Raw genomic sequence first — 12185 nt, 5'->3', positions numbered from 1 at the left:
AATCATATATGAGTTTACATAATAAAACAATATATTTTTAGATAATTATACAATATAATCTTCATTTTTGCATTATTTAAAATTATTATATTTGAATTTATCTTCTAGAAATAATATTATTAATGGATAGAATAATGTTAGGGGTGTATAAATTGGAATTTATGAAAAAATATATAAATAATTACTGGAAAGGATTCTGCCTTGCTATATTTTTTCTTTCTATTGAGGCATTATGTGATTTGATGCAGCCCACTATAATGTCTAAAATAGTTGATATAGGCGTAGCAAACAAACAGATGGACTATGTAATTCAAAAAGGTTTGATAATGCTTATGGTCACAGCTGTAGGAGCATTGGGAGCTTCGGGACGCAATATACTATCTGGGAGGGTGTCTCAAGAGTTCAGTGCGGAGTTAAGGGCAGATTTATTTGAAAAGATTCAAAGTTTTTCTTTTGACAGCATTGATAAATTTGAAAACAGTTCTCTTATAACACGTCTTACAAATGATGTAACTCAAGTGCAAAATTTTGTAAATGGGCTTATGAGAATATTTGTAAAATCACCTCTTGTGTGTATTGGAAGTATTATTATGGCATCAAGGCTTGATTTACACCTGGCAGTAATACTTTTCATTGTAATACCAATTGTAGCTGTGTTTATATTTTTCAATATGAATATAGGGTACCCGTATTTTATGAAGGTCCAGATAGCTTTAGATAGGGTAAATTCTGTGATGAGAGAGTATTTATCCGGTGTAAGGGTAGTAAAAGCCTTCAGCAGGTTTGATTATGAAAATAAAAGATTTAAAGAGGCAAATGAGGAGTTAGGAAGATTATCTGCCCTTGCAATGCGTGTAATGGCCGTATTTTCTCCTACTAGAAGCCTAGTTATAAATATAGGAATAGCATGTGTTTTGTGGATTGGAGGGAAATATGTCAATAGTGGAAGTATGCAGGTAGGACAAATAATTGCATTTACAAATTATATGACCCAAATATTATTTTCAATTATGATGATATCTGCAGTTTTTAATATGTTTGTAAGATCCAAAGCTTCTGCAATACGTATTTTTGAAATAATTGAGGAAAAAAGCAGTATTAATTTTAATGAGGGTGTTTCAAATTTAAGAGAAAGTGGAAGGGTAGATTTTGAAGATGTGAGTTTTTCTTATGCAAATGGCCATGAAGTTATCCATAACATTAGTTTTACCTGCATGCCGGGGGAAACTCTAGGCATTATTGGAGCTACAGGTTCAGGTAAAAGCAGTCTTGTAAATCTTATTCCAGGATTTTATGATGCTGCATCTGGAAGGGTAAAGGTTGATGGAGTAGATGTAAAGGATATAAATAAAAGAATTTTAAGAGAAAAAGTAGCCCTTGTACCCCAGAAGACAATGCTGTTTACAGGAAGTGTTCTGGAAAATATAAGATGGGGTAAAGAGAATGCCTCGCTGGAAGAGGTTAAGGAGGCAGCTGAAACTGCAGAAGCGGATGAGTTTATCTCTAGATTTCCGGAACAATACAATACAAAACTTGGACAGGGAGGAGTGAATTTTTCAGGAGGTCAAAAACAGAGAGTTTCCATAGCTCGAGCCTTGATTAAAAAACCTGAAATACTCATACTTGATGATTGTACAAGTGCTGTAGATGCAGCAACTGAAGTTAAGATAAGAGAAAAACTTAAAAAATATTCAAATAATTTAACCTGTATAATAATTGCCCAGAAAATATCATCTGTAATATCTGCAGATAAGATAATTGTGCTGGATGAAGGAAAGTTGGTGGGTATGGGAAACCATGACCAGCTTATGAAAAATTGTGAAGTTTATAAAGATATTTTCTTGTCTCAGGTTGGAAAGGAGGTAATTTAGATATATGGAGGGGAAATATAATAAAGAAGATATAAAAATGCCTCTGGGACCGAGAAGAGGAAGAAGAGGAAGAGGAAGTATTGGTCCTGTGGAAAAACCAAAAAATTTTAAGAAAACATTATTTAGACTTTGGAAGTATTTTGGAAGTGAAAGAAAACTTTTAATTATAATATTTATATCTGTAATAATAGATTCTATCATAGGACTTCTTGGACCCTATCTTATAGGAAAGTCTATTGATGCTATGTCAGAATTAAAGGGAAAAGTGAATTTTGATATACTATCTGTAATGGTCATATTGCTTTTATTTACATATGTATTAGATGCCATTTTGACTTTTTTTCAGGGGTGGCTTATGGCTGGCACTGCTCAGAAAATAGTGATGAATCTTAGAAGAAGTCTATTTGACAAACTTCAAAAATTACCAATTTCTTTTTTTGATAGGAATACTCATGGAGAGATAATGAGCAGATTGACTAATGATATAGAAAATGTAAGTTCTACCATATCGCAATCCACTACTCAACTTATGTCAGCAGTGGTGACAGTGCTGGGATCTTTTATTATGATGCTTGTTTTAAGTCCTATTTTGACTTTTGTGACTCTTATTACAGTGCCTATGGTATTTTTTCTTACTAAGGGTATCGCAAAAAATACCAGTGTATTATTTAAAGAGCAACAAGTACAACTTGGAAAACTCAATGGACATATAGAGGAGAATATATCCGGCATCCATGTGGTAAAAGCTTTTAATCATGAGCAGAAGGCCATAGAAGAATTTAAAAAAATAAATTACAGTCTAAGTCAGGTAGGATTGAAAGCTCAAATTTGGTCGGGATTCTTAATGCCTATTATGAATGTAATAAATAATATAGGTTTTGCCGCTGTAGCTGGTGTAGGGGGGATTCTGGCTGTAAAAAATATTATAACCATAGGAATTATAGCCAGTTTTTTAAGTTATTCCAGACAATTTGCAAGACCATTAAATGATATAGCCAGCATATTTAATACACTTCAGTCTGCTGTTGCCGGTGCCGAGAGAGTATTTGATATATTGGATGAAAAAGAGGAGATAAAAGACACTGCTGAAGCTGTAACTCTTGAAAATACAAGCGGACAGGTTACTTTTGAAAATGTAAATTTTAGTTATAGAAAAGATTTTCTAATATTAAAGGATATAAATTTTAATATTAATCAGGGCACAAGTGTTGCCCTTGTTGGACCTACAGGAGCAGGAAAGACAACTATTGTAAATTTGCTTGTCAGGTTTTATGATGTATCCAGTGGAAAAATTTTAATTGATGGAATAGACATAAGGAATTATACAAGAGATAGTCTTAGAAAGTGTTTTGGCATAGTTCTTCAAGATACATATCTTTTTACAGGTACAATACTTGAAAATATTAAATATGGTAGATTGGATGCAGATTTTTCTCAGGTTAAAGAGGCAGCACAGGCAGCAGGTGCAGATCAGTTTATTGAAAAATTTCCTCATAAGTATGATACTATGTTACAGGAAGGGGGAAGCAATTTAAGTCAGGGAGAGAGGCAGCTAATAGCTATAGCAAGAGCTATACTTTCAGATCCTTACATACTTGTTTTAGATGAGGCTACAAGTAATGTGGATACAAGAACGGAACTTAAAATACAAAAAGCTATGCGTAAACTTATACGGAAAAGAACCAGTTTTATAATTGCCCATAGGCTGAGTACTATTAGAGACTCAGATATTATAATGGTAATAGATGGAGGAACAATAGTGGAAGTGGGAAATCATAGTGATTTAATAGGGAAAAAGGGCATATATTACAATATGTACTGTAACCAGTTAATTAATGGTTAAATAAGGCACATTAAAATCAACAACAATTCAAAAAGAGGTAAAACACATTAAAGTTTTAAAACATAGAATGTGTTAATAAAAATGTTCAAAAATGTTAATTGATTTGTAATATAACTATAATATAGTTATTCTAAACTATTTATTTCAAATAGCAAACTCCACCTAGACTTGATTAAAAAAGTTTTGTTTAAATATTATATGGAGGTGATAAAGTGTTTAAAAAAATATACAAGTTTATGATAATAGGTATGTTAGTTATATTGTTATTTTGTGGTAAAAAGTGTTACGCTGCAGAAGAATATAAAATTTGGAACAATAATAGCATTTCTACTGTGAGCGATAAAAAGAGCTGGACTATTACTTTTAATAAAGATATTGATTTAGATTCTGCAAGAAATTTTATAAAAGTATATGAACAGGGGAGTAGTACGCCTTTAGAAGTTAATATTGTAAATACCTCTTCAGATACAATACAGGTTTCTCCTATAAGTTCATATGCAGAGGGAAAACAATATGTTCTGGTAATAGATAGTGGATTAAAATCTGTTGAAGGTAAAGAATTAAATGAAGGGGTAAAATATAATTTTACAGTACAGAAAAGTAATTCAAATAACTCAATTGATATAGAAAATTATTCACAATACTATAATGCATTAAAAGATGCATTGCATAATTATGAAGATACTTTAATTTTAAATATAAGTAATTATGACAAAGATAAATATAACCTAGATGTTATAAATAAGATATTAATTGACTATTCTGATTTAAGGACAAGATATTCAGGGGCAGCAAGCAATGTTGAATATACAAGTCCTACAAAGGTTACTATAAATTTTAAATATACAGATACAAAGGAAAATTTAATAGAAAAAGAGAAAATCGTGCAGCAAAAGGTTAGTGAAATTATAGATACTTTAATTACTTCTGATATGGAAGACTATCAAAAGGAACTGGTACTTCACGACTATGTAGTTAATAACAGTAAATATGATGAAAGAGCATATAAAGGTAATATGCCGGAAGACTCTTATACGGCTTATGGCGTTTTGATAAATGGAGTTGGAGTATGTCAGGGTTATGCAGATGCTTTAGATAGACTTCTTATGGCGGCAGGGGTAGAGTGCAGGATGGTGATAGGGGATGCAAATAATGGTACTGAATGGATTGGACATGCATGGAATATAGTGAAAATACAGGGGGAGTATTATCAATTGGATTCTACCTGGGATGATCCCGTTATAAGTGATGGCTCAAATAGGCTTTCTCACTCCTATTTTAACATAACCGATGATCAGATTGCCAAAAATCATAGGTGGAATACAGATGATTATCCTGAATGTACCAGCACAGAATACAGTTTTGATAATCTTAATGTAGTGGAGAAGGATGTTTACGGCAATGATATAAAAGTTGTTGATAACTATAATGATTTTTATAGTGCAGTAGAAGAGGTATTATCACAAGGGGAAAATTCTGTAAGTGTAAAAATATTGAATTATAATTCAAGTGAGTATGATATAACCCAGATTTTAAATGAAATATGCAAAAAGTACAATATTTCAGAGGGAGTTACTATAACTACTTACTCAGATGAAATTTCAGGAGCAAAATATGTTGTCATAGTAAAATCTTAAGTTATTGTTAGTTATCAATGTAAATTTTTGTAGTATTTATAATTTAAGTCAATAAAATTGTATTAAAGATTACAATTTTTTTAAAAGTTTCTATTGACAAGTGAAAAAAAGAAGTATATATTAAAATCATAGTTAAAACTTAATAATATGCTTTCGGGGCAGGGTGAAATTCCCGATCGGCGGTATAGTCCGCGAGCTGATTATCAGCAGGAACTGGTTGGATTCCAGTACCGACAGTAAAGTCTGGATGGAGAAAGTGGAAGTTTTTTGTAGTATGTATTTTATGTGCTAGGTTGTTTTTATTGTGTTTATTATCCCCCTGAAAGTATTTTCAGGGGGATTTTTGCATGAGAAAAATCTGAAGATAATTGCTTATAGCTGTAACTTATCCAGGGGCAGGCAGTGTATTTCCATATTTGAGAAGCTGAGATACTGGTATTGGTAGCTTGTACATAAGAACTGCATAGGTTTTGCCCTTTTACTTGTAAAATTTATATAAAAAGTAATAATATTCTTTTGGAGTGGAGGATTCAATTTTATGAATTATGACAATAAAGATGAACATTATATGGAAATTGCTTTAGAGCTGGCATCAAAGGGAGAAGGTTTTGTGAATCCAAATCCACAGGTGGGAGCCCTTGTAGTAAAAGAAGGTAACATAGTAGGAAGAGGTTATCACAAATTTTATGGAGGACCTCATGCAGAGGTATATGCATTAAAAGAAGCAGGTGATAAAGCTGCAGGCGGGCAGATATACGTGACTTTGGAGCCTTGTTCTCATTACGGCAAAACTCCACCCTGTGTAGAAGCTATAGTAAGAGCAGGAATAAAAAAAGTAGTGGTTGCATTAAAGGATCCTAATCCACTAGTTTCAGGTAGAGGCATAGAGTTTTTAAGGAATAAGGGAATAGAAGTGGTTACAGGCGTTTTAGAAAAAGAAGCCTTAAATATAAATGAAATATTTATAAAATATATCAGTGATAAGCTTCCTTTTGTAATATTGAAATCTGCAGTAACTTTAGATGGTAAAATAGCAACTGTTACAGGACAGTCAAAGTGGATAACCTGTGAAGAATCCAGAAATTTTGTACATCACATAAGAAATAGGGTTATGGCAATTGCAGTGGGGATAGGTACCATACTTTCGGATAATCCACTTTTAACCACAAGACTTGAGAAAAAATGTAAAAGTCCTATAGCTGTGGTTTTAGATTCTAAGTTAAGAATACCTCTGGATTGTAAGATTTTTGATACACTTAAATATAGGAAAATCATAATAGCTTGTACAGAGGGATATGATGAAGATAAAAAGTATGAAATTGAGAAAATGGGAGTGGATGTAATTATCTGTCCTAAAGATGAATCTGGTCATGTGAATCTAAAGATTCTAATAGAAAAGTTAGGAAATATTGGTATAGATAGTTTGTTTATAGAGGGAGGGGGCTCACTTAATTTTTCTGCTTTAAGTTCAGGAATTGTAGATAAAGTTATTTATTTTATAGCCCCTAAAATAATAGGTGGATTAGAGGCCAAAACTTCTGTAGAAGGAAAAGGTATTGAAGATTTAAATAAAGCCGTTAAATTAAAAAATATTAGCTATTTAAAATCAGGAGAAGATATGATGATTCAAGGATATGTAGAAAAGTAATTAAAAAAGGGGAGGGGAATATTGTTTACAGGTTTAGTAGAGGAAATTGGACAAATATTGGAAATAAAAAATGGAGAAAATTCTTCTAGAATAACTATCTCTTCCAGGAAAGTTTTAGAAGAGGTTAAATTAGGAGACAGTATAGCTGTAAATGGAGCCTGCCTTACGGTAACAAGTTTTACAGGAAATTCTTTTACAGTAGATGTAATGGCTGAAACACTAAGAAAGAGCAATTTAAAACTTTTAAGAAGAAACAGTAATGTGAATTTAGAAAGGGCAGTGAAGGTAGGAGAAAGACTGGGAGGACATATAGTAACAGGTCATATAGATGGAATCGGCAGGGTAAAGGATATAAAAAAAGAGGATATAGCCACCTGGCTTGTTATAAAACCTCCTTTGGAATTATTGAAATATATGGTTTCAAAAGGTTCTGTGGCTTTAGATGGAGTGAGCCTTACCATAGCAGAAGTGCATGAAGACTGTATTAGTGTATCCCTAATCCCACATACTAAAGCACAAACTATTCTGCAGTATAAAAGTGCAGGAGATGAAATAAATGTAGAATGTGATTTGATAGGAAAATACATTGAAAATCTTATTTTAAGAAAAGAAACAGAACCCGTAAAAAATTCAAGCATAACAGAACAACTGTTAAAGGAAAATGGGTTTTGGTAAGCAAAAATTTAGATTTGTGTTGTAACTAAAGTAACATGATTGATTAATAGTATTTTTAAAAGAGGAGTTGAAAATTATGAGCAATAAATTTAATAGTATTGAAGAAGCTTTAGAAGATCTTAAACAGGGTAAAATGATTCTGGTGACTGATGATGAAGATAGGGAAAATGAAGGAGATTTAATCTGTGCAGCAGAATTTGCAACCCAGGAAAATGTTAATTTTATGGCAGCACATGCAAAAGGACTTATCTGTATGCCTATGAGTAGTAAAATGATTTCTAAATTAAACCTTCCACAGATGGTTTCAAATAATACAGATAACCATGAAACAGCTTTTACGGTATCAATCGACCATGTAAGTACAACTACTGGCATTTCAGCTGCAGAACGTTCCATAACTGCATTGAAATCTGTAGAAGAAGGTGCAAAGCCAGAGGATTTTAGAAGACCTGGACATATGTTTCCACTACGTGCAAAGGAATATGGAGTTCTAGAGCGCAATGGACATACAGAAGCTACTGTTGATCTTATGAAACTAGCAAATCTGAAAGAATGTGGACTTTGTTGTGAGATCATGAGAGATGACGGTACCATGATGAGGACTTCCGAACTAATAGAATTTGCGGAAAAATACCAATTAAAGTTTATTACAATTAAGGCTCTGCAGGAGTATAGAAAACAAAGGGAAAAGTTTATAGAACAGGTAGTGCATACAAAGCTGCCAACAAAATATGGAGAATTTGTAGCCTATGGATATATAAACAAAATAAATGGAGAACATCACATGGCACTTGTAAAAGGGGATATTTCAAAAGGGAATTCAGTTTTGTGCAGAGTACATTCTGAATGTCTTACAGGAGATACTTTCGGCTCTGTTAGATGTGATTGTGGGCAGCAGTATGCAAGAGCCATGACCCAAATTGAAGAAGAAGGACAGGGCATTCTTTTATACATGAATCAGGAGGGACGGGGCATAGGTATAATTAATAAATTAAAGGCTTATGCACTGCAAGATAAAGGTCTAGATACTGTTGAAGCAAATATTGCACTGGGTTTTGAGGAGGATTTAAGAGATTATTATGCTGCTGCACAAATTTTAAAAGACTTAGGTGTGGAAAATATACGACTTATGACAAATAATCCAGATAAAATAGAACAGTTATCCAATTATGGTATAAATATCACAGAAAGAGTACCAATCCAAATGAAGGCATCTGCCTATGATACTTTTTACCTTAAAACAAAACAGGAAAAAATGGGGCATATTTTAAATTATTAATATATCAAAGGAGACTGAAAATATGAAAGTTTATGAAGGAAAGTTAAATGCAGAAGGGCTAAAATTTGGAATAGTTGTGGGAAGATTTAATGAATTTATAGTATCTAAATTATTGTCTGGAGCCTTAGACTGTTTAAAAAGACATGGAGCAGAAGAGGATAATATAGATATAACCTGGGTACCGGGAGCATTTGAAATACCTATGATTTCAAAGAAAATGGCTTTTTCTCGAAAATATGATGCAGTGATATGTTTAGGAGCTGTAATCAGAGGATCTACCCCTCATTTTGATTATGTATCCAGTGAAGTTTCAAAGGGTGTAGCTCATGTTTCACTGGAAAGTGATATTCCGGTTATATTTAGCGTACTCACTACGGACAATATAGAACAGGCTATAGAAAGGGCAGGAACTAAAAGTGGAAACAAAGGATATGATGGGGCTATGGCTGCTATAGAAATGGCTAATTTAATCAGGGAGTTAGAATAGAGAATATATTTTAAACAGGTCATTAGAAGTATGTATACTTTTAATGACCTGTTTTTGTTATATGAAATATTTTATGTAACTATTGACAATTGTAATAAACAGATATATCATTATATATATGATAATGATTTTCATTATCGACTATTTCAGGAGCTTGAGGAGATGATAAAAATGAGTAAAGTAAATATTATTTATTGGACAGGAACAGGTAATACAGAGGCTATGGCTAAATTAATAGAAGAAGGTGCTAAGGAAAAAGGTGCAGAAGTTAAACTTTTACATGTTTCAGAAGCCAGTGTTGATGATGTAAAAGGTGCAGATATGGTGTTATTAGGTTCTCCTGCCATGGGTGCAGAGGTTATTGAGGAAAGTGAAATGGAGCCTTTTGTGGATTCTATTGCTTCTTCCGTATCCGGCAAAAAATTAGGTTTATTTGGCTCTTATGGATGGGGCGATGGAGAATGGATGAGAAGCTGGGTAGAGAGAATGGAAGGCTATGGAGCTAATCTATTAAATGAAGGATTAATTGTACAAGAAGCCCCAGAAGGAAGTTCAGAAGAAGAATGCAGAAATTTTGGACGGGAAGCAGCTGCCTATTAATATTGTAGGGTATATTTTCATGTTAACATAGGTAAATAGCGAAATTTTTATAAGATTAAATTTAAAAATTGGATATATGATAATACCTGTAGGATTCTGAGTTTAAATATATTTTTTATCAAATATTTTTGTCTTGGAATCCTAGTGTTATATTAAAGGGAGTTGGTAGAATGTGAGAAGTTTAAATCAGGAATTTATTAAGTTTATGTACAATGCAGATGAAAAAGAATATATGATGAGTCTTATAACCTATGCCTTGTCCCCTACTATTGCGGGATACAAACCATCTTCTATAATTACTATATCCAATAAGAATAAAAATATGTATGATCTGTGGTGCAAATATGGAAGTGAATATTTAGAAAATATAAATTTAAAAGTATTTGAAATTAATAGAAAGGAAAATGCCGTAGTACTTTTATTTTATAATGGAAAAATGCTCTCTGAAGTATTGTGTGATAGGGATAATGCTGAATTTTTAAGTAAATTTGGATATTTAAATTCTATGCCTTTAATTGACAAGCTAAACCTTCTTAAAAATAGATATGAATATAATTTTTGTCCACATGAGATGGGGATATTTTTAGGTATACCAGTTAAAGATGTAGAAGATTTTATAAATTGCAGTGAAAAGGAATGTGTATGCTGCGGCTACTGGAAGGTTTATAATGACAGAGAAAAAGCCCTTGAGGTCTTTGAAAATTATAATAGATCAAAGCATAATTTTTTGAAATTGATTCAAAACGACATAGGCATTACAAAGGTAGTAAAGATATTATCTTCTTAAAGTACTCTATGTTTTTACAATTTGGTACTTTCTATATTGATAAATGTAGTATATTATTATATTTATTAGTATATTAAAAAGGAGATTTTAAATATGAAATGTAAAATATTTACAAACAAATTGTTGATATTATTTATGGTCTTATCGGTGGTATTAGTAGGGGGTGTAAATAAAGTACAGGCAGATGCATATAAAGTGGTTACCTTGGGAGGAAATCTTACAGAACAGCAAAAAAATGATATGCTGGAATATTTCAAGGTTAACAAACAGGAAGTTAACGTGATAGAAGTAAATATAGATGAGGAAAAAAAGTATCTAGGAGATGTGGCAAGCAGTGAACAGATAGGAACTAAATCCATATCTTGTGCCTATGTAGAACCAACTTCTAGTGGAGGTCTTCAGGTATCCACCAATAATATATATTGGGTCAGCAGCAGTATGATAAAAAATGCCCTTATAACCGCAGGGATAAAAAATGCCAATGTTAAAGCATCAGCCCCTTTCAATGTATCTGGAACTGCAGCTCTTACAGGTATTTTAAAAGGCTTTGAAAACAGTACTGCGGGAAATAAAATTGATGAAGAGACCAAAAAGGTTGCAAATGATGAACTGGTAACCACAGGAAATTTGGGAGATAAAATAGGGAAAGATGAGGCTGCGGGTTTAATAAATGAAATAAAAACTGAGGTAGTTAAAGAAAATCCTAAAACAGAAGGAGAAATAAAAAACATAGTTCAAAATGTGGTTAACAATTATAATTTTAATTTATCCTCTGAGGATGTAGATAAAATAGTATCTCTAATGAGCAAAATAAATGGCTTGAACTTAAATTTTTCTGATTTGAAAGATCAATTAAACAGTGTGGCAAGTCAATTGAAGGGAAGTATATCTTCTGAGGAAGCTAAAGGATTTTTTGCTAAAATTATAGAGGCCATTAAAAATTTTTTCAGCGGTTTATTTTAAGGTTTCAAGGTGATATTTATGGATTATGAAAATTTTAAAATAGAAACTTTTATACCTGAAGATTATGTGGACAAATTGAGGGAAAGTTTAAATAATATAGGGGCGCTTAATGTAGGTGGAAATTATGATAATTGTATGTCGGTTTCTAAGGTTACAGGATACTGGAGGCCTCTTCAGGGAGCAGATCCTTTTCAAGGCACCGTAAATGAAGTAAGTAAAGAAGAGGAGTGTAAGGTAGAATTTCGCTGTAGAAATAAAATAGTATATAAAGCTGTTAGTACCATAAAAAAAGTTCATCCCTATGAAGAACCTGTAATAAATATAATACCTCTTGTTGAAATATCTGATAAATAGAAGCTTGAAAATTTTAAAATGAAATGGTTAAAAATGCAAGG

At 32.3% G+C, this 12185-nt stretch carries 11 protein-coding genes and 1 riboswitch; all 11 genes read left to right on the top strand.

The features are described from left to right. Positions 1-152 precede the first annotated feature (152 nt). Positions 153-1871 (top strand): ABC transporter ATP-binding protein, encoded by a 1719-nt coding sequence (locus CKL_RS10640; protein ID WP_012102511.1) that lies wholly within the window; start codon positions 153-155, stop codon positions 1869-1871. A 4-nt stretch (positions 1872-1875) separates the two neighbouring features. Further along, complete coding sequence (locus tag CKL_RS10635) at positions 1876-3714, top strand: ABC transporter ATP-binding protein (protein WP_012620583.1); 1839 nt, start codon at positions 1876-1878, stop codon at positions 3712-3714. 212 nt (positions 3715-3926) lie between these two features. Continuing rightward, entirely contained in the window at positions 3927-5351 is a 1425-nt protein-coding gene (locus CKL_RS10630) for a transglutaminase domain-containing protein (protein WP_012102509.1), read from the top strand. A gap of 145 nt (positions 5352-5496) precedes the next feature. Further along, positions 5497-5613: riboswitch (FMN riboswitch) on the top strand. A 276-nt stretch (positions 5614-5889) separates the two neighbouring features. Beyond that, entirely contained in the window at positions 5890-6999 is a 1110-nt protein-coding gene (ribD, locus tag CKL_RS10625; protein WP_012102508.1) for a bifunctional diaminohydroxyphosphoribosylaminopyrimidine deaminase/5-amino-6-(5-phosphoribosylamino)uracil reductase RibD, read from the top strand. Positions 7000-7020: 21 nt separating this feature from the next. Then, positions 7021-7674 carry a riboflavin synthase gene (locus CKL_RS10620; RefSeq protein ID WP_012102507.1) on the top strand — a complete coding sequence of 218 codons (654 nt, stop codon included), beginning with the start codon at positions 7021-7023 and terminating at the stop codon, positions 7672-7674. Between the two features lie 76 nt (positions 7675-7750). Continuing rightward, a complete protein-coding gene (locus CKL_RS10615) occupies positions 7751-8953 on the top strand; it encodes a bifunctional 3,4-dihydroxy-2-butanone-4-phosphate synthase/GTP cyclohydrolase II (RefSeq protein WP_012102506.1) in 1203 nt (400 codons plus the stop codon). Between the two features lie 22 nt (positions 8954-8975). Continuing rightward, positions 8976-9440, top strand: coding sequence for a 6,7-dimethyl-8-ribityllumazine synthase (gene ribH, locus CKL_RS10610; RefSeq protein ID WP_012102505.1), 465 nt, complete (start codon positions 8976-8978; stop codon positions 9438-9440). 171 nt (positions 9441-9611) lie between these two features. Further along, positions 9612-10040, top strand: a complete 429-nt coding sequence (locus CKL_RS10605) for a flavodoxin (protein WP_012102504.1) — start codon at positions 9612-9614, stop codon at positions 10038-10040. Positions 10041-10212: 172 nt separating this feature from the next. Next, positions 10213-10827, top strand: coding sequence for a DUF3793 family protein (locus CKL_RS10600; protein WP_012102503.1), 615 nt, complete (start codon positions 10213-10215; stop codon positions 10825-10827). 93 nt (positions 10828-10920) lie between these two features. Further along, complete coding sequence (locus CKL_RS10595; protein WP_012102502.1) at positions 10921-11790, top strand: DUF1002 domain-containing protein; 870 nt, start codon at positions 10921-10923, stop codon at positions 11788-11790. A gap of 18 nt (positions 11791-11808) precedes the next feature. Then, complete coding sequence (locus tag CKL_RS10590; RefSeq protein ID WP_012102501.1) at positions 11809-12144, top strand: YqfO family protein; 336 nt, start codon at positions 11809-11811, stop codon at positions 12142-12144. Positions 12145-12185: the final 41 nt, after the last annotated feature.

Source organism: Clostridium kluyveri DSM 555, from assembly GCF_000016505.1.
GTDB lineage: Bacteria > Bacillota > Clostridia > Clostridiales > Clostridiaceae > Clostridium_B > Clostridium_B kluyveri.
Note: the sequence above shows the minus strand (reverse complement) of the source record. Positions and strands in the feature narration are given on the sequence as shown.

Coding starts and splice junctions, on each gene's coding strand:
- CKL_RS10595 (WP_012102502.1), top strand. CDS start 10,921: ATGAAATGTAAAATATTTACAAACAAATTGTTGATATTATTTATGGTC.
- ribD (WP_012102508.1), top strand. CDS start 5,890: ATGAATTATGACAATAAAGATGAACATTATATGGAAATTGCTTTAGAG.
- CKL_RS10635 (WP_012620583.1), top strand. CDS start 1,876: ATGGAGGGGAAATATAATAAAGAAGATATAAAAATGCCTCTGGGACCG.
- CKL_RS10605 (WP_012102504.1), top strand. CDS start 9,612: ATGAGTAAAGTAAATATTATTTATTGGACAGGAACAGGTAATACAGAG.
- ribH (WP_012102505.1), top strand. CDS start 8,976: ATGAAAGTTTATGAAGGAAAGTTAAATGCAGAAGGGCTAAAATTTGGA.
- CKL_RS10590 (WP_012102501.1), top strand. CDS start 11,809: ATGGATTATGAAAATTTTAAAATAGAAACTTTTATACCTGAAGATTAT.
- CKL_RS10615 (WP_012102506.1), top strand. CDS start 7,751: ATGAGCAATAAATTTAATAGTATTGAAGAAGCTTTAGAAGATCTTAAA.